Raw genomic sequence first — 24,405 nt, 5'->3', positions numbered from 1 at the left:
GCCGCTCTTCCCATCCTCGACAATCGCCGGACGGCGCGTCGTCGCCCTGCAACCGCGGGGAACGCGCCTGCCGCCGCTTCCGTTCTGACTAACCTCAACTGACAGAAAGACCCACCCATGAAGATGTTCATCCGCAGCGTTGCGTCCGTCGCCGTCGCCACCTTGCTGTCCACCGCCGCCGTGCAGGCCGCCGAGGTCAAGGCCGGCGATCTGGTGATCAGCCAATCGTGGAGCCGCGCCACCCCCGGCGGCGCCAAGGTTGCCGGCGGCTTCCTCACCATCGAGAACAAGGGCAGCAGCGCCGACCGTCTGGTGTCCGGCACTGCCGACATCGCCGGCAAGGTCGAGATCCACGAGATGTCGATGGACAACGGCGTGATGAAGATGCGCCCGCTCGACAAGGGCCTGCCGATCGAGCCCGGCAAGACCGTTACGCTGATGCCGGGCAGCTACCACATCATGCTGATGGATCTGAAAGGCCCGCTGAAGCAGGGCGACAAGGTGCCGATGACGCTGCAGTTCGAAAAGGCCGGCAAGGTGCAGGTTACGCTCGACGTCGAAGGCGTCGGCGCCAAGGCGCCGGGCGATACCGGCGGCAGCATGATGAAGATGGACCATGGCACGATGGATCACAGCGGCCACGGGATGAAGAAGTAATGCGGTCCCGATCGGTAACAGCAGCGGCGGCCCTTGCGGCCGCTGCGTTCGGCGCCGCGCCGGCGCTGGCCCACGTCACGTTGCAGCCGAACGAGGCGGTGGCCGGCAATTACTTCCAAGCGGCGCTCAGCGTGCCGCACGGCTGCGACGGCACCGCGACAGTCGCGGTGCGGGTCAAGATTCCGGGTGGCGTGCTGTCGGTGAAGCCGCAGATGAAGCCGGGCTGGGCGGTCGAGATCAAGACCCGCAAGATCGAAGGCGAACAGCCGAAGCTGCACGGCAAGACCATCACCGAAACCATCGACGAAGTGACTTGGCGCGGCGGTCCGCTCCCGGACAACCTCTACGACACCTTCGGCCTGGTGATGAAACTGCCTGATGCCGCCGGCAAGACGCTGTACTTCCCGGTGGTGCAGGAATGCGAGAAGGGAGTTTCGCGCTGGATCGAAATTCCCGCAGCGGGACAGAAGTCCGACGTCCTACATGAGCCGGCCCCGGCGCTGCGGCTGAAGCCGAAGGCGCCGTGACGGCGATTCGCCATCGGATGCGGAGCCGCGGGCGCTGGCTGGCCTGGATCACGGCGATTGTCGTGGTCCTGTGGCCGGCGCTCGCGGCGGCGCATGCAAGCCTCGTCGCCAGCGACCCTGCTTCTGAAGCCGTGTTGGCGACGTCGCCTACTACTTTCTCGCTGACCTTCAACGAACCGGTCACGGCGCTGCTGCTGCAACTGATCGACGCGCGCGGCCGCAGCCAGGCGATCACCGCGATCGACCAGGATGGCGCGACGCTCCGGTTCGCGCCGCCTGCGCTGCTGAGCGAGGGCGCCCATGTGCTGAGCTGGCGGGTGATCTCCGCCGATGGCCACCCGATCGGCGGAGCGCTGACGTTCTGGATCGGGACGCCCGGCCAAAGGCTGCCGCCCATCGTCGTGCCGGACGATCCGGTGCGCCGCACCGCGATTTGGGCGACGCGCATCCTGGTCGGCTTCACGCTGCTCACCGCCGTCGGCGGCGCGGCGTTCCTGGCCTGGATCGCTGCAGTGCCGCTCGCGGGCGCTGGGATGCTGACCGCGGGACTTGCGCTAGTCGGCCTGGCCGCCGTCGTGTTGTCGGCTGGCCTGCAGGGGCTGGATGCGCTGGATCTGCCGCTGGCCCGGCTCGGCGATGCCGCCGTCTGGAGAGCCGGGGCGTCGGGATCGTTTGGCGACGCCGCGACGCTGTCGGGCCTTGCATTGGTATTGGCGCTTGCGGCGTTGCGCTGGCGCGGCTGGAACGCGCGGTTGCTGTCGCTCGGCGCGGTGGTGAGCCTGGGAACGGCGTTTGCGGTCAGCGGCCATGCGGCCACGGCCGGACCGCGCTCACTCTCCGGCGCTGCGGTCTGGGTCCATGGCGTCAGCTTGGCGCTATGGATCGGCGCGCTGCTACCGCTAGCGATCGCGGTGGGCAGGCGCGATGCGGCGCCGGCGCCCCTGCGGCGATTTTCCAAGGCGATCCCGCTGGCGATCGTGGCCTTGCTGATCAGCGGCATCGCGCTGGCGGCGATCGAACTCGGCCGGATCGATGCGCTGTGGCAGAGCGATTACGGGCGGGTGCTGATCGCGAAGCTGGCGCTGGTCGTGGTGTTGCTCGCTCTGGCGTTGTGGAACCGAGTCAGGTTGACGCCGCTCCTGCTAGCCGGCGAAGCAACAACGGTGCGGAGAATGCGGGCCAGCATCGCGGCCGAACTGGTGCTGGTGATCGCGATTCTGGGCGTGGTCGGGCTGTGGCGGTTCACCCCGCCGCCGCGTAGCGCCGTATCTCAATCCACGGCACCCTCGGAGGTCGTGCATCTCCACACCGAGCGGGCGACGGCCACGGTGACGCTGGCGCCCGCCCGAGCCGGGCCTGTCGAGATCGAGGTGCTGCTGCTGCAGACGGCCGAGGAGGCGCCGCTTGCCGCGCAGGCGCTGACCGTGACGCTGGCCAAGCCTGACGCCGGGATCGAGCCGCTCAGCGCCGAAGCGCGGAAGACGGCGGACGGACCCTGGCGGGCACGGCTGACGGCGCCCGTGCCCGGAAAATGGACGCTGATGCTCGGCATCCTGATCTCGGATTTCGAGAAGGTGAACCTCGAAGCCCCGATCGTGATTCGATAGTCGGGTGCCGAGCACCCGGCCGCCGTGCTAGACCGCGACGGTCCCGCACCGACCTCAGCAGCGGCCAATCCGGCCCGAATTGCCGAGTTGCGCGGCTCCCGCCCTTGTGTTTTCGCGTCCGATCCGGTTTCACTGGCGCAACATCAAATTCCACCCGATTCTCCGAGCAAATCCCATGCGTTTGTCGCGATTCTTCCTGCCGATCCTGAAGGAAAACCCGAAGGAGGCCGAGATCGTCTCGCACCGGCTGATGCTGCGCGCCGGGATGCTGCGGCAGGAGGCCGCCGGCATCTACGCCTGGCTGCCGCTCGGCCATCGGGTGCTGAAGAAGATCGAGCAGATCGTCCGCGAGGAGCAGAACCGCGCCGGCGCGATCGAGCTGCTGATGCCGACGCTGCAGCTCGCTGACCTGTGGCGCGAGAGCGGCCGTTACGATGCCTACGGTCCGGAGATGCTGCGGATCGCCGACCGGCATAAGCGGGAACTGCTGTACGGCCCGACCAACGAGGAAATGATCACCGAGATCTTCCGGGCCTACATCAAGTCCTACAAGAGCCTGCCGCTGAACCTCTATCATATTCAATGGAAATTCCGCGACGAGCAGCGTCCGCGTTTCGGCGTGATGCGCGGCCGCGAATTCCTGATGAAGGACGCGTACTCGTTCGACGTCGACGAAGCCGGCGCGCGCAAGTCCTACAACAAGATGTTCGTGGCTTACCTGCGCACCTTCGCGCGGATGGGCCTGAAGGCGATTCCGATGCGCGCCGAGACCGGCCCGATCGGCGGCGATCTCAGCCACGAGTTCATCGTGCTGGCCGAGACCGGCGAGTCCGGCGTCTACATCGACCGCGACGTGCTGAACCTGCCGGTGCCGGACGAGAACGTCGATTACGACGGCGACCTGACCCCGATCATCAAGCAGTGGACTTCGGTCTATGCGGCGACCGAGGACGTCCACGAGCCGGCGCGCTACGAGAGCGAAGTGCCGGAGGCGAACCGCCTCAACACCCGCGGCATCGAGGTCGGCCAGATCTTCTACTTCGGCACCAAGTATTCCGACTCGATGAAGGCGAACGTCACCGGTCCGGACGGGACCGATGCACCGATCCACGGCGGCTCCTACGGCGTCGGCGTGTCGCGGCTGCTCGGTGCGATCATCGAAGCTTGCCATGACGACAACGGCATCATCTGGCCGGAGGCGGTGGCGCCGTTCCGGGTGACGATCCTCAATCTGAAGCAGGGCGACGCTGCGACCGACGCGGCTTGCGACCAGCTCTATCGCGAGCTGTCGGCCAAGGGCGTCGACGTTCTGTATGACGACACCGATCAGCGCGCCGGCGCCAAGTTCGCGACCGCAGACCTGATCGGCATTCCGTGGCAGATCCACGTCGGTCCGCGCGGACTCGCCGAAGGCAAGGTCGAACTCAAGCGCCGCAGCGACGGGTCGCGTGAAAATCTCGCGCTCGCCGATGTGGTCGCACGACTGACGTAATAGGCACTTATCCACCGCGGGCCTGAACGGCGAGGGCGGCGTCGGCCAGATAAAGCCCGAATCGTGTGAAATTCGGACTATGGATCACGCCATGAACGACCCAGTTCGAACTCCTCCTTTCGCGCCATTCGAGTGGCTTATTTCCGGGCGCTATCTGCGTGCGCGCCGGCGCGAGGGGTTCATCTCGGTGATCGCCGGCTTCTCCTTCCTCGGCATCATGCTCGGGGTGGCGACGCTGATCATCGTCATGGCGGTGATGAACGGCTTCCGCAAAGAGCTGCTCGACAAGATTCTCGGCCTCAATGGCCATCTGTTGGTGCAGCCGCTGGAAAGCCCGCTGACCGACTGGAAGGACGTCGCCGATCGCCTCAGCGGCGTGCAGGGCATCAAGCTGGCAGCTCCCGTGGTCGACGGCCAGGCGCTGGCATCGTCGCCGTTCAACGCCTCGGGCGTATTCGTGCGCGGCATCCGCGCCGACGATCTCAACCGGCTGTCGTCGATCGCCAATCACCTGAAGCAGGGCACGCTGGAAGGCTTCGACGACAGCCAGGGCGTCGCGATCGGACGCCGGCTCGCCGATCAGCTGTCGCTGCACGCTGGCGACAGCATCACGCTGGTGGCGCCACGCGGCGCTGTGACGCCGATGGGCACCACGCCGCGGATCAAACCTTACAAGGTCGCCGCGGTGTTTGAGATCGGCATGTCCGAATACGACTCGACCTTTGTGTTCATGCCGCTGAAGGAAGCGCAGGCGTATTTCAACCGGGCCAACGACGTCACCGCGATCGAGGTCTATACGGATAACCCCGACCGCATCGACGTCTTCCGCAAAGCGGTGACTGAGGCGGCCGGGCGGCCGGTGTTTCTGGTCGACTGGCGGCAGCGCAACTCGACGTTCTTCAATGCGCTTCAGGTCGAGCGCAACGTCATGTTCCTGATCCTGACGCTGATCGTGCTGGTGGCGGCGCTCAACATCATCTCCGGCCTGATCATGCTGGTGAAGGACAAGGGGGCCGACATCGCCATCCTGCGCACCATGGGGGCGAGCCAGGGCTCGATCATGCGGGTGTTCCTGATCACCGGCGCCGCGATCGGTGTGGTCGGCACGCTGACCGGGTTCTTCGTCGGCGTGCTGGTGTGCATGAACATCGAGTCGATCCGGCAGTTCCTGTCGTGGGTCACCAACACCGAGCTGTTCTCGCCGGAGCTGTATTTCCTGTCGAAGCTGCCGGCTGAGATCGATTTCGCCGAGACCAGCGCGGTGGTGATCATGGCGCTGACGCTGTCGTTCCTCGCCACGTTGTACCCGTCGTGGCGCGCCGCGCGCCTCGATCCGGTCGACGCGCTGCGCTACGAGTAAGGCGAAACACGATGGAGCAGGGCGCCGAAGACATCCCGGTCGTGTACCTTCACGACATCAAGCGGCAGTATTCGCAAGGCGAGGCGACGCTGACGATCCTCGACGGTGCCAAGCTGGCGCTATGGGCGGGGCAGTCGGTGGCGCTGGTGGCGCCCTCCGGTTCGGGCAAGTCGACGCTGCTGCACATCGCCGGGCTGCTTGAGCATCCCGATGAGGGCGAGGTCTATGTCAGCGGCGCGGCGACGTCGGCGCTGACCGATGCCGAGCGCACCCAGATCCGCCGCACCGATATCGGCTTCGTCTACCAGTCGCACCGGCTGCTGCCGGAATTCACCGCGCTGGAAAACGTGATGCTGCCGCAGATGATCCGCGGCCTGAAGCGCAAAGAGACGATCAGCCGCTCCAAGGAAATCCTGTCCTATCTGGGGCTCGCCGACCGCATCACCCATCGGCCCTCGGAGCTGTCAGGCGGCGAGCAGCAGCGCGTCGCGATCGCCCGCGCGGTTGCCAACGCGCCCCGCGTGCTGTTCGCCGACGAGCCGACCGGCAATCTCGATCCGCACACCGCCGATTATGTGTTCAACGCGCTGATGCAGCTGGTCAAAGCGACCCAGGTGGCGATGCTGATCGCCACCCATAACATGGAGCTCGCCGCCCGCATGGACCGCCGCGTCTCGCTGCAGGACGGCGTGGTGGTCGAGCTGGAATAGGACGGCTCGGCTTCAGCAGGTCATTGCGGCCCGGCCATGATTGCCTCAGCCGTCATTCCGGGGCGCTCGCGTCAGCAAGCGAACCCGGAATCCCGCGGTGCAGGGTGAAGGGCGTCAACGCGGAACATCTCGGGATTCCGGGTTCGCGCTTGCGCGCGCCCCGGAATGAAGGCGCCTCGGGGCCTTCGCACTCGTCTCACTGCTGGCGGCGATGCTTGCGCTTCTTCTTGGTCGGCTGCTGCTGCGGCGCGGTGTACCACGGGTTGGTCATGCAATCGGCGCTGCGGCCCGAGGCCGACATCCGGCACTGCGCCATGGTGTCGTAGCTGCACTCGTCGTACCAGTCGTGATAGCTCTGATACACCCGCAGGCAGACCGGATAATCCCGCGCCTCGGCGGTGGTGGTCAGGCCGAGGCCGGCGAGCATCGCGATCAGGAGCAGCTTGCGCATCTTCGTTCGGATCCTTGTTGAGCAGCCGGTCGCGGTGGCAGCGACTCGGCGCATCCGAGAGTGTGACAGAAATCTATGACGGCGCAGGGTCGGCGCACATGCGCCGGCTCAATGCCGCCGGGCCCGGCGCGAGGCCGGCCCCGCCAGCGGCTGATACCATGGATTGGTGAGACATTGGGCGGCGATGCCCGAGGCGGCGGGCCGGCACTGCTCGATCGAGGTGTAGCGGCACTCGTCGTAGCGCACTGGGCCGTACACCCGCAGGCAGACCGGATAGTTGTCGTAAGGCTGCGCCGCAGCCGCTCCTGGCAGCGCCAACCCGGCCAGCAGCACCATCGCTCCCATTCGCATCGTCGTCTCCGCTAGCTGCGGCGCGCGGTTTCACAAGCCGCGCGCCTTCGATCCGTGCGCCAATCCCGAATGACCGTCAATGCGAGCCGCGCCGGTGAATTTCGGGGATAGTAACGTCTCGTTAACGGTCCAGGTTGCTGCGCCGGCCGCTTGCTTGACTCTAGAACGAAATGAGAACATTGTTCTTGTTATGTTCACAAGGTCAGGGAGGCGGACGATGTTGAAGATCTTCATCCAAGAAGCTGCGGCGCTGACGTCGATTGCACTGTTCATCGGCATGGTGGCGGTGTGGGCTCAGGTGCTGGCGCAGGCCTGATCGTTGGCTGCGTTGCGACCGCTTCGGCATAGCGGGGATAAGATCCCCGCCGATGCTTGCGGTGAAGGGGGAGGGAGCCCACCATTGGGCTTCCGAGTCGGTGCCGTCACGGCGACCGGTTCCGCAAACCACTCGTCCCAACCCGCACGTTTGTCTGAAGAGCCGCCGCGCCGATGAGCAACGCCGGATTCGTCCATCTGCACGTCCACTCGGCCTATTCGCTGCTGAAAGGCTCGATGAAGATCGCCAAGCTTGCGGAGTTGGCGAAGGCCGACCGCCAGCCGGCGCTGGCCCTTACCGACACCGACAACATGTTCGGCGGGCTGGAATTCTCCGACAAGCTGTCGGGCTACGGCATCCAGCCGATCGTCGGGCTCGAACTCGGTATCGACTTCGGCGACCAGGATCCGAACTCCCGCCACGGTGCGCTGGCGACCCCGGCGCGGATCGTGCTGCTGGCGGCGCGCGAGCAGGGCTATCGCAGCCTGATGCGGCTGAACTCGCGGGCGTTCCTGGAAACGCCGGTCAACCAGGTGCCGCACGTCAAGCTGGAGTGGCTCGAAGGCGAAACCGACGGCGTGATTGCGCTGACCGGCGGGCCGGATGGGCCGATTTCGCTGGCAATGTTGACCGATCCGGCGCTCGCCGCGCAGCGCTGCGAGCGGCTGCAGCAGGCATTCGGCGATCGGCTCTATGTCGAGCTGCAGCGTCATGGCACCGAGGCCGAGCGCCGTGCCGAAGGCGGGCTGATCGATCTTGCCTATGACAAGGGCCTGCCGCTGGTCGCGACCAACGAGCCGCATTTCGCCAGCACCGAGGACTACGAAGCACACGACGCGCTGTTGTGTATCGCATCCGGCAAGCTGATCGCCGAAACCGATCGCATTCAGTTCACGCCCGATCACCGGTTCAAGACCCGCGCCGAGATGGCGGTGCTGTTCGCCGACCTCCCCGAGGCCCTGGCATCGACGGTGGAGATCGCACAGCGCTGCGCCTACCGGCCGCTGACCCGCAAGCCGATCCTGCCGCTGTTCACCGTCGGCGCCAGCGTCAGCGACGCGGCGGAAGCAGCCGCCGCCGAAGCGGCCGAGCTGCGCCGCCAGGCCGAGCAGGGCCTCGCCAAGCGGCTCAGCGTTCACGGCCTGTCGCCGGGGACGACAGAGGAGGACTACAACAAGCGGCTCGCCTTCGAGCTCGACGTCATCACCCGCATGAAATACGCGGGCTACTTCCTGATCGTGTCGGACTTCATCAAATGGGCCAAGGCCCATGGCATTCCGGTCGGTCCGGGCCGTGGTTCGGGCGCCGGCTCGCTGGTGGCGTATTCGCTGACGATTACCGACCTCGATCCGATCCGGTTCGGCCTGCTGTTCGAGCGCTTCCTCAATCCGGAACGCGTGTCGATGCCGGACTTCGATATCGACTTCTGCCAGGATCGCCGCGGCGAAGTAATCGAGTATGTGCAGCATCGCTATGGCCGCGATCAGGTGGCGCAGATCATCACCTTCGGTACGCTGCAGGCGCGCGGCGTGCTGCGCGACGTCGGCCGCGTGCTGCAGATGCCATACGGCCAGGTCGACAAGCTGACCAAGCTGGTGCCGCAGAATCCGGCGGCGCCGATCACCCTGAAGCAGGCGATCGAAGGCGAGCCGAAGCTGCAGGCGGCGCGCGACGAAGACCCGATCGTGGCGCGCGCGTTCGATATCGCGCAGAAGCTCGAAGGCCTGACCCGCCACGCCTCGACCCACGCGGCCGGCATCGTGATCGGCGATCGCCCGCTCAGCGACCTGGTGCCGCTGTATCGCGATCCGAAATCCGACATGCCGGTGACCCAGTTCAACATGAAATGGGTCGAACCGGCGGGTCTGGTGAAGTTCGACTTCCTCGGCCTGAAGACGCTGACGACGCTCGACGTCGCGGTGAAGCTGCTCAAGCAGCGCGATATCCATGTCGACCTGCACACGCTGCCGATCGACGACGCGCCGAGTTATCAGATGCTGGCCCGCGGCGATGTCGTCGGCGTGTTCCAGGTGGAAAGCGCGGGCATGCGGCGGGCGCTGATCGACATGCGCCCCGACCGGTTCGAAGACATCATCGCGCTGGTGGCGCTGTATCGGCCGGGCCCGATGGCGAACATCCCGACCTACTGCGCCCGCAAACACGGCGACGAGGAGCCCGAATATCTGCATCCGATGCTGGAGCCGATCCTGAAGGAGACGTTCGGCGTCATCATCTACCAGGAACAGGTGATGCAGATCGCGCAGGTGATGGCTGGCTACTCGCTCGGCGACGCCGACCTGCTGCGCCGCGCGATGGGTAAGAAGATCCGCGCCGAGATGGACAAGCAGCGCGCGATTTTTGTCGAAGGCGCGGTGAAGAACGGCGTCGCCAAGGACGCGGCCGATACCATCTTCGACCTTTTGGCGAAGTTCGCCGACTACGGCTTCAACAAGAGCCACGCGGCCGCCTATGCGCTGGTATCGTACCACACCGCCTATATGAAGGCGCACTATCCGGTGGAATTCCTCGCCGCGTCGATGACGCTGGAAATCCACAACACCGACAAGCTGTCAGAATTCCGCGCCGAGGCGCAGCGGCTCGGCATCAAGGTCGAGGCGCCGTCGGTCAATCGCTCCGGTGCGACCTTCGAGGTCGGCCCGAATACGATTTTCTACGCGCTCGCCGGCCTGAAGGGCGTCGGCATGCAGGCGGTGCAGCAGATCGTCGAGGCGCGGGGCGATCGGCCGTTCACCTCGCTCGCGGACTTCTCCGCGCGGGTCAATCCGCGCGCCATCAACAAGCGCGTCATCGAATGTCTTGCTGCCGCCGGTGCGTTCGATTGCCTCGATTCCAACCGCGCCCGTGTGTTCGGCGGCGCCGATGCGATCGTCGCGGCCTGCCAGCGCAATCATGAAGCCGCGACCAGCGGCCAGAACGACATGTTCGGCGGTCTGGCGGACGCGCCATCGATCATCCTGCCGCAGCTCGAGCCGTGGCTGCCGGCGGAACGCCTGCGCCGCGAATACGATGCGATCGGCTTCTTCCTGTCAGGCCATCCGCTCGACGACTACGCCACCGCCTTGAAGCGGCTGCGGGTGCAGTCCTGGGCGGAATTCTGCAAGGCGGTGAAATCCGGCGCCACCGCCGGCAAGGTCGCCGCCACAGTGGTGTCGCGGATGGAGCGGCGCACCAAGACCGGCAACAAGATGGGCATCATCGGCCTGTCGGATCCGACCGGGCATTTCGAGGCGGTGCTGTTCTCCGAAGGTCTGGCGCAATATCGCGAGGTGCTGGAGCCTGGCGCCGCGGTGCTGATGCAGCTCGGCGCCGAACTCCAGGGCGAGGACGTTCGCGCCCGCGTGCTGCATGCCGAGCCGCTCGACGCCGCGGCGGCGAAGACTCAGAAGGGCCTGCGCATCTTCCTCCGCGACACCAAGTTCCTCGACTCGGTCGTCAAGCGGCTGCAGCCGCCCGAGACCAAGGTGGCGGGCGGCAACATTGCGCTGGTGCTGCGGCTTGATCCGCAGACCGAGGTCGAGTTCGATATTCCCGGGCGCTACCACGTGTCGCCGCAAATTGCCGGTGCGATCAAGGCGGTGACGGGCGTCGAGCACGTCGAAACGCTGTGACCACGGCCTTGTTCTCGCGCCACGGAATACGGACGGCGAGGGCGGTATTTGTCCGCGAACCGCTCGCGGCTTGTTCAATCGCCATTCAGATTGGGACGCGCTGAAATGCGATCCGCGGCGCTGCGCCGGTTCCGGCTGCGCCCTTGCAACGGGTCCCGGCCATGCGTCTCAATCATCTTTTCTCGGTCGTCTCCACCGTCCTCGTTGTTCTGATCGCCGGGCCGGTTGGTCCTGCGGCTGCACAGCAGCAGGAAAAGCGCATCGCGCTGGTGATCGGCAATGGTGCCTATGCCAAGGCGCCTCTCTCGACCGCCGCCAATGATGGCGGCCTGATCGCGCAAACCTTGCAGGCGGCAGGCTTCGACGTCAGCGGTGCCCGCGACCTCGACGGCGACACGCTGCGCGGCGCCTTTCGCGACTTTGTGAAGAAGGCCGAGGACTCTGGTCCCGACACCGTCGCGGCGGTGTATCTGGCCGGCTACGGCGTGCAGTACGCCGGCGAGAACTACTTCATCCCTGTCGACTCGCGGCTGTCGCGCGACACGGAGATTCCGACCGAAGGCCTGCGTATCAGCGACTATCTACGCCAGCTCGCGGCGCTGCCGCTGAAGACCAGTGTCGTGGTGCTCGATCTGGCGCGCGAGCAGCCGTTCGTGCCCGGCGGATCGGTCGCCTCGGGTCTTGCCATGGTCGAGCCGAACCCGAAGATGCTGATCGCCTTCAACGCCGCGCCCGGCACCGTGGCGCCGGAGGAGCGCGGCGCCTACGGCGTCTATGCGCAGGCGTTGGCCGAGATGGTCCGCACCGGCGGGCTCACGCTGCCGCAGCTGTTCGATCGGGTGCGGCTGCGCGTCAATGAAACCACCAAGGGCGCGCAGGTGCCGTGGGATACGCAGAGCGTGGAGTCGAACTTCATGTTCTTCGATCGCGCGCCCGATGCACCGCCGCTGCCGGCGCCGGATCAGGCGCTGCGTAGCAAGCCGATCCGCGACATGGGTGCCGCCGAAGCGTATGCGGCGGCGCTCGATCGCGACACGCTGCAGGCTTACGAAGACTTTCTTGCGGTCTATCCGAACGATCCTCTGGCCAAGCGGGTGAGGGCGATCGTCGCCGCACGGCGCGAGGCGATTACTTGGCGGCGGACGTATCGCGTCGATACGCCGGATGCCTACTGGTCATATCTGCGCCGCTATCCGCGCGGTCCGCACGCGGCGGACGCCCGGCGCCGGCTGGAGATCCTCGCCGCTGCACTGGAGCCGCCACCGAGCTTCACGGTGATCGACTATGACGTGCCGCCGCCGCCGCCCGACGAGATCGTCTATGTCGACCGTCCGGTGCTGATGTTCAGCGATCCGGTGTTCGACTTCGCGCCGCCGCCACCGCCGCCGGTGTTCTTCCTGCCGCCACCGCCGCCGGACTTTGTGGTGCTGCCGCCACCGCCGCCGCCGATCGGCCTGTTCTATCTGCCGCGGCCGTTGTTCGTGCCGATTCCGGCCTATGTCCGGCCGCCGGTCTATGTGCAGCCGCCGCCGAACAACATCATCTTCGCCAACATCCACAACACCACCGTGATCAATCAGGTGATCAACCAGCCGTCGGCCGCTCCCGCCAACCCGGCCGCGCCGGTGGTGAGCCCGCCGGTGACTGGGCCTGCGGTTGCGACCCCTGGCGCGCCTGCGCCGGCAGTCACCGCGGCGGCGGTCGCGTCAGGCGCAGTACTCGGCGCGGCGCTGCCGGCCGCCGCGCTGCATCGCGCCACGCTGATCCAGCAGGGTAAGGCACCGGTGCCGCAAAGCGCGTCGATTGCCACGACGCCGCCCGGCGGGTTTGCGCAACGTCCGGGCGTTCAGCTGCAGGGCCCGCGGCTGGCGCAGCCCGCAGCCGCGCCGACACAGGCTCCGACTACGACCGCTCCGGTCTCCGCGCCGACGCCGGCTCCTGGATCGTCGCCGAGCCAACCGACCGGACCAGCCGTCGCGGCCCCAGCGGGGCAGGGCAGGCCGGCGCCAACCGCGCCCGCCGGCGCTGCACCCGCCGTCCAGGGGCTGCCGGTCCCTGGAACCAAGGGATTGCCGCCTGCACCGGGTGTCGCTGCTCGCCCTGGGATTCCGTCTGTTGCTCAGCCGCAACCTCCTGGTCGGCCAGCGCTCGGCCCGGGCGGCCCGGCTGCGGCCCGAAACGGGACCGTCGCGCCATCGGCCGGATCGGCGCCGAAGCCGCTCGCAGGCACGCCGCCGGCCGGCGGAGGCCCGGCCGTTCGGCCCGAAGCTGTTCGCCCTCAGCAGCAGGCTCCCACCGCCAGGTTGCGGCCGACCCCGCCGGTGACGGCGCCCGCCAGACCGGCGGGGCCGCCGCCTGCGGCAGCCGTTGACCGCCGTCCGCCGCCTGCGGCTCCACGGATCCAGCGCCCGGCGCCGCCGACGGTGTCTCGTCCGGTCCCACCGCCGATGCATGTGGCTCCCCGGGTTGCTCCGCCGCCACCGCCTCAACATGCGGCGCCGCGGATGGCGCCGCCGCCGGCTCCGGTTCGCGCGGCACCTCCGCCGCCCCATGTAGCTCCGCCGCGGCCGCCGGCGCCGCCAAGGGCCGCCCCGCCGCCGCGGCCGCAGGGACCCGCCAAACGCTGTCCGCCCGGCGCAAAGGAGTGCTGAGAACGGTGAGGGCAGGTAAAATTGGCGGATCGCGGCATACGCGGTCCGCCGCCTTCAGGAGCGATCTCGGCCGCTCCGCCTTGCGTTATCGGGGAATCCCGCTATAAGGCGCGCCATCTCACACGGAAACATGGCTCACAAGGCCGTCCGGTGGCACCGGGCCGCGAACGGATTCGTCCCTCGTCTGGCACGGTTGCCCACACGTTTCCGGAGGAACCAACCGGAGAAGATACAATGTCGCTTCCTGAATTCTCTATGCGTCAGCTGCTCGAAGCTGGCGTGCATTTCGGTCACCAGTCGCATCGCTGGAATCCGAAGATGGCGGACTACATTTTCGGCGTCCGCAACAACATCCACATCGTCGACCTGACCCAGACCGTGCCGTTGCTGCATCGTGCGCTGCAGGCGATCAGCGACACCGTCGCCAAGGGTGGCCGCGTGCTGTTCGTCGGCACCAAGCGCCAGGCTCAGGATGCCGTTGCCGATGCAGCCAAGCGCTCGGCGCAGTACTTCGTCAACTCGCGCTGGCTCGGCGGCACGCTGACCAACTGGAAGACGATCTCGGGTTCGATCCGCCGTCTGCGTCACCTCGAAGACGTGCTGAGCTCGGCCGACGCCAATGCCTACACCAAGAAGGAGCGTCTGGAGCTGCAGCGCGAGCGCGACAAGCTCAATCGCTCGCTCGGCGGCATCAAGGACATGGGCGGCCTGCCGGATCTGATCTTCGTGATCGATACCAACAAGGAAGACATCGCAATCCAGGAAGCCCAGCGTCTCGGCATCCCGGTCGCCGCGATCGTCGATACCAATTGCGATCCGAAGGGCATCACCTATCTGGTGCCGGGCAACGACGACGCCGGCCGCGCGATCGCGCTGTACTGCGATCTGGTCGCCCGTGCGGTGATCGACGGCATCTCGCGTGCGCAGGGCGACGTCGGCATCGACATCGGTGCTGCGACGCAGCCGCTGCGTGAGGATCTGCCGGCGGCGCAGGCGACCACCTTCCAGGGTCTGCCGGGCCCGCGCGGCACTCCGGACGACCTCAAGAAGCTGCCGGGCGTGTCCGGCGCGATCGAGAAGAAGTTCAACGACCTCGGCATCTTCCACTTCTGGCAGCTCGCCGAGCTCGACCAGGCCACCGCGCATCAGATCGGCGAAGAGCTCGGTCTGCCGAGCCGGGCCGATGCCTGGGTGGCGCAGGCCAAGTCGCTGACCGCCGAGGCGGAGTAATACGGGGAGATGCGGCCGGAATCCGGCCGCATCGTTCCGTCGTCAAAATCTGAGATGTGTTCCTGATTGCGAACCGCGGGCTTCGGCTGCGCGGTCGCACTCACAGGCAGAGGGCTTATTAGCGATGGCAACGATTACTGCAGCAATGGTCAAGGAGCTGCGCGAGACCACCGGCGTCGGCATGATGGATTGCAAGCAGGCGCTCGCCGAGACCGATGGCAACATCGACGCCGCGATCGACTGGCTGCGCAAGAAGGGCCTGTCGAAGGCCGCCAAGAAGGCCGGTCGCGTCGCCGCGGAAGGTCTGATCGGTGCGCTCACCGACGGCACCAAGGGCGTTGTCATCGAGGTCAACTCCGAGACCGACTTCGTCGCGCGCAACGAGCAGTTCCAGGGCCTGGTGAAGATGATCGCCCAGGTCGCGCTCAAGGTTGGCGCGGACCTCGACGCGATCAACGCGGCTCCGGTTGGTTCGACCACCGTTGCAGGCGCGATTGCGGATGCGATCGCCACCATCGGCGAAAACATGACGCTGCGCCGCGCCGCCGCGCTGAGCGTGTCGCAGGGCGTGGTCGCCAGCTACATCCACAATGCGGTGATCGACGGCGCCGGCAAGATGGGCGTGATCGTCGCGCTCGAATCTGCCGGTAAGGCCGACGAACTCGCCGTGCTCGGTCGCCAACTCGCGATGCACGTCGCCGCCGCCAACCCGCAGGCGCTCGATCCGACCAGCCTCGATCCGGCTGTCGTGCAGCGCGAGCGCGAGGTGATGGCCGACAAGTATCGTCAGCAGGGCAAGCCGGAGAACATGATCGAGAAGATCGTCGAGAACGGCCTGAAGACCTACTACAAGGAAGTCTGCCTGCTCGAGCAGGCCTACATCCACGACGAGAAGGGCAAGTCGGTCGCCCAGGCTGTCAAGGAAGCCGAAGGCAAGGTCGGCGCTCCGATCAAGATCGTCGGTTTCGTGCGCTACGCGCTCGGCGAAGGCATCGAGAAGCAGACCAGCGACTTCGCCGCCGAAGTCGCCGCCGCTTCCGGCCAGAAGTAATCGCGGTTTACGCGAAATCCTCCCGGCCTTCGGGCCGGGAGCCAGTCTTCAAGGGAGCGACCGCAACATGGCTGAGCCAATCTATCGTCGTGTGCTGGTCAAGCTGTCGGGCGAGTACTTCGCCGGTCCCCAGGACTACGGTATCGATCAGGCCACCATCGATCGGGTCGCCGGCGAACTGATTGCCGCACGCAGCCTCGGTATCGAAATCGCCGTCGTGATCGGCGGCGGCAATATCTTCCGCGGCGTCGAAGTTTCCGCCCGCGGCGTGTCCCGGACCACCGGCGACACCATGGGCATGCTGGCCACCGTGATGAACTGCCTGGCGCTCGCCGAAGCGCTGCAGCGCCATGGCCAGAAGGCGCGTACGCTGGCTGCGCTGATGATGCCGGAAGTCTGCGAGCTCTATACGCGCGCCGCTGCCGAGCAGACGCTGCGCGAAGGCGGCATTGCGCTGCTCGCCGCCGGCACCGGCAATCCGTATTTCACCACTGATACTGCCGCTGTGCTTCGTGCTGCCGAAATCGGCGCCGGCGCGGTGCTCAAGGCGACGAATGTGGACGGCGTTTACAGTGCCGATCCGAAACTCGATCCGAATGCGAAGCGGTTCGAGAAACTCACGCATTCCGAAGCGCTCGCCGGCGGCTACAAGGTGATGGATGCGACGGCTTTCGCGCTTGCCCGTGAAACCTCGCTGCCTATCATCGTGTTCTCGATCGCCGAGCCCGGTTCGATCGGCGCAGTGCTGAGCGGCGCGGGACGGGCCACTGTGGTGGCGGGCTGACAGGCGGTCGCGCGCGCATCGCGCGGCGATGTTGATTTGAGATTCGAGAAACCAGAGAGGCGGGTATGTCCGACAAGTTCGATGTCAACGAATTGAAGCGGCGGATGCAGGGCGCCGCGCAGTCCCTGAAGCACGAGCTCGGCGGTCTGCGTACGGGCCGTGCCTCGGCCTCGATGCTCGAGCCGGTTCAGGTCGATGCCTATGGCAGCCACATGCCGCTGAACCAGGTCGCCACCGTGTCGGTGCCGGAGCCGCGACTGATCTCGGTGCAGGTCTGGGACAAGTCGATGGTCAAGGCGGTCGAGAAGGGGATCGTCGATTCGAACCTCGGCCTGTCGCCGGCGACTGAAGGGCAGGTGATCCGGTTGCGGATCCCCGAGCTCAACGAGGAGCGCCGCAAGGAGCTGGTCAAGGTCGCGCACAAATACGCCGAAGCAGCCCGTGTCGCGGTTCGCCATGTCCGCCGCGACGGCCTCGACACCATCAAGAAGCTGGAGAAGGCCCACGAGATCTCCGAGGACGATCAGAAGCGGCTCGACCAGGAGGTCCAAAAGGCCACCGACGCGGCGATCGCGGAGATCGATCAGTTGCTCGCGAACAAGGAAAAGGAAATCCTTACGGTCTAACCTTTAGGCCGTATGTGCGGGACGCGGTCGCCGGTCGCGTCCCGGCGGTGATCCGGCCGAACGGATCGCCGTCGTTTTCGGACCCGGCCGGTCAGCGGCCGGGGGCACATCTCGGGCCTTGTCGTTGTGGCGACTATAACTTACTGATCTCGAATAATTTCTGGCAGCGAGCCGGTGACCTTCTCGCGGGATGACGCTTCGGGAATGAGCTATGTCGAAAGCTGCCGCGCCTCTGCCTGATCCGTCCGACCCACCGAGCGCGCCCGCGCACGTGGCGATTATCATGGACGGCAACGGCCGCTGGGCCGCCGCTCGCGGGCTACCCCGTGCCGAAGGCCATCGCCGCGGCGTCGAAGCGCTCCGCCGCGTGGTCCGCGCGTCCAGCGAACTCGGCATCCAGTATCTGACCATCTTCTCGTTCAGCTCGGAAAACTGGGCGCGCCCGGCGACTGAAATCGTCGACCTGTTCGGGCTGCTGCGCCGCTTCATCCGCAACGATCTCGCATCCCTTCACCGCGACGGCGTCCGCATCCGGGTGATCGGCGAGCGCGACCGGCTCGACCGCGACCTGTGCGCGATGCTCGACGAGGCGCAGGAGTTGACCCGCAACAACACCAAGCTCAATCTGGTGGTGGCGTTCAACTACGGCTCCCGCCAGGAGATCGCCAATGCGGCGCAGCGCCTGGCGCGCGAAGTCGCCGAGGGCAAGCGCGACCCGGCGACGATCGATATCGAGACGCTCGGTCGCTATCTCGATGCCCCCGACATTCCCGATCCCGACCTGATCATCCGCACCAGCGGAGAACAACGATTGTCGAATTTCCTGATGTGGCAGGCGGCGTACAGTGAATTGGTATTCGTGCCCATTCACTGGCCGGATTTCGACAAGGCCGCGCTGGAAGGCGCGATCGCCGAATATTCGCGGCGCGAGCGCCGGTTCGGCGGGTTGGCCGCCAAGACAGGATCGTGACACGCGTGAGCCAGGACAAGGCGGCGCCGGCACCGGCGGCCGAGCAGGGGTCCCGGAATCTGATTTTGCGAATTGCGGCTGCGCTGGTGCTGGCGCCAGGCGCGATCGCGATCGCTTATCTCGGCGGCTGGCCCTGGGCGGTGCTCGCGACCGCCGTGGCGGTCGGCCTGCTGCTGGAATGGCTGAGCATCGTCGGCCTCGGCCGTGACTGGCCGATCATCGGGGTCGGCGGACTCGGTCTGGTCGTCTGCGGTGCAGCGCTGGGTGCTGGTGTGCCGTGGCTGGCTGCTGCCGCGATCGTCATCGCGCTTGCCGTTCTGGCGCTGCTCGGCGGCGGGCAGCGCCGTTGGGCGACGTCCGGATTGGGCTACGCCGCGGCTGCCCTGGTCGCCTCGATCCTGATCCGCGCCGATCCGGACTACGGCTTCGCCGCCTTGATGCTGATTCTCTTGATCGTCTGGGTCACCGATATCGGCGGCTATTTCGCCGGTCGCGGGATCGGCGGGCCGAAGCTGTGGCCGCGGGTCAGCCCCAAAAAGACCTGGGCGGGCGCAATCGGCGGCTTCGTGCTGAGCCTGGTGATCGCGGCTGGTTTTGCCCTGTTGGGCGTTGGAAAAATGCTGCCGCTGCTGGTGCTTGCAGCGATCCTTTCAACTGTTTCTCAGCTCGGTGATCTGTTCGAATCCGCGGTCAAGCGCCGGTTCGGCGTAAAGGACTCCAGCCACATCATTCCCGGCCACGGCGGGTTGATGGATCGGCTTGATGGCTATGTGGCGGCGGTCGTGGTGGCGGTATTGATCGGGCTGACGCGCGGACCGCTGGATGGTATTGGCCGCGGATTGATGGTGTGGTGATGCAATGAGCCCTGTTCCTTTGAAAAACGCCGAGCGTGCCCATAGCGGCGTCCGCACTGTCAGTGTGCTCGGCGCCACCGGTTCGATCGGCGACAGCACGATGGATTTGATCCGTGCCGAGCCCGAGCGCTACCGGGTCGAGGCGCTGACCGGCAACGCCAACGTGGCCGGCCTTGCCAAACTCGCCAAGGAGTTCAACGCCCGCTTCGTCGCCGTCGCCGATCCGGCCCGACTCGGCGAATTGCGCGCGGCGCTCGCCGGGACCGACGTCGCCTGTGGCGCGGGCGAGAGCGCGGTGATCGAAGCGGCGGCCCGGCCGGCCGATTGGGTGATGGCCGCCATTTCGGGGGCGGCCGGTCTGAAGCCGGCGCTGGCTGCGGTCGACCGCGGCACCACCGTGGCGCTCGCCAACAAAGAGTGCCTGGTGTGTGCCGGCGACTTCTTCATGAGCCGGGCGACTGCTGCCGGGGCGCAGATTCTTCCGGCGGATTCGGAGCACAACGCGCTGTTTCAGGCGCTGGCTTCCGGCAACCGCCATGAACTGACCCGGGTCATCATCACGGCCTCGGGCGGTCCGTTCCGCACCTGGGCTGCCGCCGACATCGAGCAGGCCACCCTGGCGCAGGCCCTGAAGCATCCGAACTGGAGCATGGGGCAGAAGATCACCATCGACTCGGCGTCGATGATGAACAAGGGCCTCGAGGTGATCGAAGCCTCGTACCTGTTCGCGCTGTCGCCCGACGAGATTGACGTGCTGGTGCATCCCCAGTCGATCGTCCACGGCCTGGTCGAGTTCGCCGATCGCTCGGTGGTCGCCCAGCTCGGCGCCCCCGATATGCGGATTCCGATCGCGCATTGTCTCGGCTTCCCGGATCGTATTACCGGACGTGCGGCCAAGCTCGACCTCGCCAAGATTGGTCAATTGACCTTCGAAGCGCCTGATTTCACGCGTTTTCCCGGTTTGCGGCTGGCCTACGATGCGCTCCGTACCGGCAATGGTGCCACGACCGTGTATAATGCCGCCAATGAGGTGGCGGTCGCGGCGTTCATCGCGCAGAAGATCCGGTTCGGGGCGATCGCGCGGTTGGTCGAAGATACGCTCAACAGCTGGGTCCGTGCCGGCAACCAGGCGCCGCTCGGCTCCGCCGACGACGCCATCGCTCTCGACCAACAGGCGCGAAACCTCGCTGCCACCCTATTGCCTCAAATTGCCGCAAAGGCATCCTAGAGGGGATAGGGAACAGGGCCGTCGGTTCTGCTCGAAGGGAATGGGATGGCCGATCTTTTTCTGAATAGTTTCCACACGTTGAGCCACGGACTGGTGGGGTATGTGGTGCCCTTCCTGTTTGTGCTGACCATCGTGGTGTTCTTCCACGAACTCGGCCATTTCCTGGTGGCGCGCTGGAACGGCGTCAAGGTCCTGACCTTCTCGATAGGCTTCGGTCCGGAGATCGTCGGCTTTAACGACCGCTACGGCACCCGCTGGAAGCTGTCGGCCGTGCCGCTCGGCGGCTACGTCAAGTTCTTCGGTGACGACAGCGAGGCCAGCACGCCATCCGGCGACGCGTTGTCGCAGATGTCGGCGTCCGAGCGGGCGGTCAGTTTCCACCACAAGCCGGTGGGTCCGCGCGCGGCGATCGTGGTCGCCGGCCCATTGGCCAATTTCATCCTGGCGGTGGTGCTGTTCACCTTCCTGTTCAGCGTGTTCGGAGTGCCGAATACCTCCGCGCGTGTCGACGGGGTTCAGCCCGGCAGCGCCGCCGAGGCGGCGGGCTTTAAGCCGGGCGACGTGGTGACGTCGATCAACGGCAGTGCGATCAGCAACTTCCTTGAGATGCAGCGTTTCGTCGGCGCCGAAGCCGGTAACCAGCTCAAATTTACCGTTAAGCGCGGCGATTCGACCGTCGATCTGGTGGCGACGCCCCAGCTCAAGGAGATCAAGGACCGCTTCGGCAACGTCCAGCGGCTCGGCATTCTGGGCATCAGCCGCTCGACCGCGGCAGGCGAGGTGACCACCGAGCAAGTTAATCCGGCGGTGGCGTTCTGGATGGGGATTAAGGAGACGTGGTTCGTCGTCGACCGGACGTTCTCCTATATCGGCGGTATTTTCACTGGCCGGGAAGCGGCTGACCAGCTCGGCGGCCCGCTGCGCATTGCCCAAGTCTCAGGGCAGGTGGCCACAATCGGCTTTACCCCGCTGCTGCATCTGGCAGCGGTGCTGTCGATCTCGATCGGCCTGTTGAACCTGTTCCCGGTTCCGTTGCTGGATGGCGGGCACCTCTTGTTCTATGGAATCGAAGCCGCGCGCGGCCGGCCGCTGTCGGAGCGGGCGCAGGAGCTGGGGTTCCGGATCGGGCTGGCCTTGGTGCTGATGTTGATGATGTTTGCGACCTACAACGACATCCTGCATCTGGCGTCGTCGTGAGTCTCCCATTTGTCAAACGTGGCGGATGGGCAACGTGTTGGAATGAAATTGAAATCGCAGCGCTAAAGGACGTTTGCCGGGGCGGCAAAATTGTCTACAAGCGAGGCAACCTGGGGATTCTGTCGGTGCGGGGATTCTGTGCCGGCATCGGAATGACAAGGGCGCGTTGCGCATGAAAGTTGGAATGCGAGTGTTGCGGGGGGTAGTCGGTGCCGCCCTGGTGTTTTTCGCCGTACCGGTCGCCACGACGGCGGTCGGGGTGGTGATGGCGTCTCCTGCCGCCGCCCAATCCGCTTCGTCGATCGCGGTCGAGGGCAACCGGCGGGTCGAGGCTGAGACCATTCGCTCCTATTTCAAGCCGGGTCCGGGCGGGCGGCTCGACCAAGGCTCGATCGATGATGGCCTCAAGGCGCTGATCGAGACTGGTTTGTTCCAGGACGTTCGCATCAATCAGGCGGGCGGGCGGCTGGTCGTCAGCGTCGTCGAAAACCCGGTGATCGGTCGCCTCGCATTCGAGGGCAATAAGAAGATCAAGGACGAGCAGCTCTCGGCTGAAATTCAGTCGAAGCCTCGCGGCACGCTGTCCCGCCCGATGGTGCAGGGCGACGCGCTGCGGATCGCCGAGATCTATCGCCGCTCTGGCCGCTACGACGTCCGCGTCGACCCGCAGATCATTGAACAGCCGAACAACCGCGTCGACCTGGTGTTCGTGATCACCGAAGGTCCGAAGACCGGTGTGAAGTCGATCGAGTTCGTCGGCAACAAGGCCTATTCGTCCTATCGTCTGAAGGACGTGATCAAGACCCGCGAGAGCAACCTGCTCAGCTTCCTCGGCAACGGTGACGTGTACGATCCGGACCGGGTCGAGGCAGATCGCGACCTGATACGCCGCTTCTACCTGAAGCACGGCTTCGCCGATGTGCAGGTGGTGGCCGCGCTGACCGAATACGATCCGGAGCGAAAGGGCTTCCTGGTCACCTTCAAGATCGAGGAAGGCCAGCAGTACCGCGTCGGTTCGGTGACCTTCGAATCCGCCATTCCGACCCTCGACGGAAACTCGATGCGCAGCTTCTCGCGCGTCAATGTCGGCTCGCTCTACAACGCCGAGGCGTTGGAGAAGTCGGTCGAAGAGATGCAGATCGAGCTGTCGCGTCGCGGCTACGCGTTCGCGACCGTGCGTCCGCGCGGTGACCGCAATTTCGACGAGCATACCGTTTCGATCGTGTTCTCGATCGAAGAGGGGCCGCGCGTCTACATCGAGCGCATCAACGTCGTCGGCAACACCCGGACCCGCGATTACGTGATCCGTCGTGAGTTCGATATCTCCGAAGGCGATGCCTACAACCGTGCGCTGGTTGATCGCGCCGAGCGCCGCCTGAAGAACCTCGACTTCTTCAAGACCGTGAAGATCACCACCGAGCCGGGCTCTTCGAGCGACCGGGTCATCCTGGTGGTCAACCTCGAAGAAAAGTCGACCGGCGACTTCTCGGTTTCGGGTGGTTACTCGACCAGCGACGGTGCGCTGGGCGAAGTCTCGGTCTCGGAACGCAACTTCCTCGGCCGCGGCATCTTCGCCAAGGCGTCGGTGCAGTACGGTCAGTACGCCCGGGGCTACTCGCTGTCGTTCGTCGAGCCGTATCTGCTCGACTACCGCGTGGCGCTCGGCCTCGACCTGTATCAGCGCGAACAGCTCGCCAACCGCTACATCTCGTACTCGACCAAGACGCTCGGCTTCAGCCCGCGCCTCGGCTTCGCGCTGCGGGAAGATCTGTCGCTGCAGATCCGTTACTCGCTGTACCGGCAGGAAATTACGCTGCCGTCGTACCTGAACAATTGTAACAACATTCCGGGCCCGGGCTTCTTCCCGACGCCGCAGTACATCGCCGCCAATAACCTGCAGGCCACCTACGGCGTGCTCGGTTGCTACGGCGACGGCGAAGCCTCGCTGCCGGTCCGCATCGGTCTGGCTGGCGGTGCCTACTGGACCTCGTCGCTCGGCTATACGTTGACCTATAACACCCTCGACAACATCAAGAACCCGACCGACGGTCTGCTCGTCGACCTGCGTCAGGACTTCGCTGGTGTCGGCGGCGACGTGAAGTTCATCAAGACCGCGTTCGACGCCAAGTACTACACCTCGCTGGTGTCGGACTTGGTCGGCTTGATCCACCTGCAGGCTGGTAACCTGAGCACTTATGGCGGCAACCAGCTGCGGATGCTCGACCACTTCCAGATGGGTTCGAACCTGGTTCGCGGCTTTGCTCCGAACGGTATCGGTCCGCGCGACATCGGCCAGTATGCGCTGTACGGCTACGGCGGCGACGCCCTCGGCGGCACCAACTACTGGGGCGCGTCGGTCGAGTTGCAGATGCCGTTCTGGTTCCTGCCGAAGGAAGTCGGGCTCAAGGGCGCCGTCTATGCCGACGCCGGTTCGCTGTTCGACTACAAGGGCCCGACGTCGTGGTCGGTCACCGGCGAAGTCAACACGCCCGGCTGTATCCCTGCGAGCCAGACCACGATCGGCACCTGCTCGGGTCTGAACTACGACGACACCAACCTCGTCCGCACCTCGGTTGGTGTCGGCCTGATCTGGGCGTCGCCGTTCGGTCCGCTGCGCTTCGACTACGCGATCCCGATCACCAAGGGTAAGTACGACCGCGTTCAGGAGTTCAAGTTCGGCGGCGGGACCTCGTTCTAAGTCCCGCACTCCGGAC

The 24,405-nt window shown here is 65.9% G+C and carries 19 protein-coding genes; 17 read left to right on the top strand and 2 right to left on the bottom strand.

From position 1 onward, the window contains the following. The first annotated feature begins 117 nt into the window (after window positions 1–117). The 6 genes from HZF03_RS14790 (at window position 118) to HZF03_RS14765 (ending at window position 6,353) form a co-directional block, all read left to right on the top strand. On the top strand, window positions 118–657 hold the full coding sequence (locus HZF03_RS14790) for a copper chaperone PCu(A)C (protein ID WP_119018665.1): 540 nt from the start codon (window positions 118–120) through the stop codon (window positions 655–657). Beyond that, window positions 657–1,184, top strand: a complete 528-nt coding sequence (locus tag HZF03_RS14785) for a YcnI family protein (RefSeq protein WP_119018664.1) — start codon at window positions 657–659, stop codon at window positions 1,182–1,184. Before HZF03_RS14790 ends, HZF03_RS14785 begins: the two co-directional genes overlap by 1 nt. Continuing rightward, the gene (locus tag HZF03_RS14780; protein WP_234832241.1) at window positions 1,181–2,791 is read left to right on the top strand and encodes a copper resistance CopC/CopD family protein; all 1,611 of its coding nucleotides are present in this window, start codon (window positions 1,181–1,183) and stop codon (window positions 2,789–2,791) included. Before HZF03_RS14785 ends, HZF03_RS14780 begins: the two co-directional genes overlap by 4 nt. A gap of 175 nt (window positions 2,792–2,966) precedes the next feature. Beyond that, window positions 2,967–4,283, top strand: a complete 1,317-nt coding sequence (gene proS / locus HZF03_RS14775) for a proline--tRNA ligase (RefSeq protein WP_012496365.1) — start codon at window positions 2,967–2,969, stop codon at window positions 4,281–4,283. Between the two features lie 79 nt (window positions 4,284–4,362). Beyond that, complete coding sequence (locus HZF03_RS14770) at window positions 4,363–5,643, top strand: lipoprotein-releasing ABC transporter permease subunit (RefSeq protein WP_011158476.1); 1,281 nt, start codon at window positions 4,363–4,365, stop codon at window positions 5,641–5,643. 11 nt (window positions 5,644–5,654) lie between these two features. Further along, a complete protein-coding gene (locus tag HZF03_RS14765; protein ID WP_011158475.1) occupies window positions 5,655–6,353 on the top strand; it encodes an ABC transporter ATP-binding protein in 699 nt (232 codons plus the stop codon). Between the two features lie 196 nt (window positions 6,354–6,549). On the opposite strand, the gene HZF03_RS14760 is transcribed toward HZF03_RS14765, so the two are convergent. Together HZF03_RS14760 and HZF03_RS14755 are read right to left on the bottom strand one after the other, a co-directional pair. Beyond that, on the bottom strand, window positions 6,550–6,804 hold the full coding sequence (locus HZF03_RS14760; RefSeq protein ID WP_012496362.1) for a DUF3551 domain-containing protein: 255 nt from the start codon (window positions 6,802–6,804) through the stop codon (window positions 6,550–6,552). Window positions 6,805–6,912: 108 nt separating this feature from the next. Next, entirely contained in the window at window positions 6,913–7,155 is a 243-nt protein-coding gene (locus tag HZF03_RS14755; RefSeq protein WP_119018662.1) for a DUF3551 domain-containing protein, read from the bottom strand. Window positions 7,156–7,644: 489 nt separating this feature from the next. Here HZF03_RS14755 and dnaE point away from each other — a divergent pair, with 489 nt between their 5' ends. From dnaE to bamA, 11 genes are all read left to right on the top strand, one after another. Then, window positions 7,645–11,100 carry a DNA polymerase III subunit alpha gene (gene dnaE / locus HZF03_RS14750; RefSeq protein ID WP_119018661.1) on the top strand — a complete coding sequence of 1,152 codons (3,456 nt, stop codon included), beginning with the start codon at window positions 7,645–7,647 and terminating at the stop codon, window positions 11,098–11,100. A gap of 161 nt (window positions 11,101–11,261) precedes the next feature. Beyond that, a complete protein-coding gene (locus HZF03_RS14745) occupies window positions 11,262–13,751 on the top strand; it encodes a caspase family protein (protein WP_119018660.1) in 2,490 nt (829 codons plus the stop codon). Window positions 13,752–13,985: 234 nt separating this feature from the next. Further along, complete coding sequence (locus tag HZF03_RS14740) at window positions 13,986–14,981, top strand: 30S ribosomal protein S2 (protein ID WP_119018659.1); 996 nt, start codon at window positions 13,986–13,988, stop codon at window positions 14,979–14,981. Window positions 14,982–15,105: 124 nt separating this feature from the next. Beyond that, entirely contained in the window at window positions 15,106–16,032 is a 927-nt protein-coding gene (gene tsf / locus HZF03_RS14735; RefSeq protein ID WP_011158470.1) for a translation elongation factor Ts, read from the top strand. A gap of 67 nt (window positions 16,033–16,099) precedes the next feature. Further along, complete coding sequence (gene pyrH, locus HZF03_RS14730; protein ID WP_011158469.1) at window positions 16,100–16,816, top strand: UMP kinase; 717 nt, start codon at window positions 16,100–16,102, stop codon at window positions 16,814–16,816. A gap of 65 nt (window positions 16,817–16,881) precedes the next feature. Further along, on the top strand, window positions 16,882–17,442 hold the full coding sequence (gene frr, locus HZF03_RS14725) for a ribosome recycling factor (protein WP_011158468.1): 561 nt from the start codon (window positions 16,882–16,884) through the stop codon (window positions 17,440–17,442). A gap of 211 nt (window positions 17,443–17,653) precedes the next feature. After that, on the top strand, window positions 17,654–18,412 hold the full coding sequence (locus tag HZF03_RS14720; protein WP_011158467.1) for an isoprenyl transferase: 759 nt from the start codon (window positions 17,654–17,656) through the stop codon (window positions 18,410–18,412). 5 nt (window positions 18,413–18,417) lie between these two features. Continuing rightward, window positions 18,418–19,266: a phosphatidate cytidylyltransferase gene (locus HZF03_RS14715; RefSeq protein ID WP_119018658.1), complete on the top strand. Its 849-nt coding sequence runs from the start codon at window positions 18,418–18,420 to the stop codon at window positions 19,264–19,266. A 4-nt stretch (window positions 19,267–19,270) separates the two neighbouring features. Then, entirely contained in the window at window positions 19,271–20,494 is a 1,224-nt protein-coding gene (gene dxr, locus HZF03_RS14710; RefSeq protein ID WP_012496356.1) for a 1-deoxy-D-xylulose-5-phosphate reductoisomerase, read from the top strand. Window positions 20,495–20,539: 45 nt separating this feature from the next. Next, a complete protein-coding gene (gene rseP, locus HZF03_RS14705) occupies window positions 20,540–21,691 on the top strand; it encodes an RIP metalloprotease RseP (RefSeq protein ID WP_011158464.1) in 1,152 nt (383 codons plus the stop codon). Window positions 21,692–21,863: 172 nt separating this feature from the next. Then, window positions 21,864–24,389, top strand: a complete 2,526-nt coding sequence (bamA, locus tag HZF03_RS14700; RefSeq protein WP_119018657.1) for an outer membrane protein assembly factor BamA — start codon at window positions 21,864–21,866, stop codon at window positions 24,387–24,389. The last annotated feature ends 16 nt before the right edge of the window (window positions 24,390–24,405 follow it).

This window comes from Rhodopseudomonas palustris (assembly GCF_013415845.1).
GTDB classification, from domain to species: domain Bacteria; phylum Pseudomonadota; class Alphaproteobacteria; order Rhizobiales; family Xanthobacteraceae; genus Rhodopseudomonas; species Rhodopseudomonas palustris_F.
Note: the sequence above shows the minus strand (reverse complement) of the source record. Positions and strands in the feature narration are given on the sequence as shown.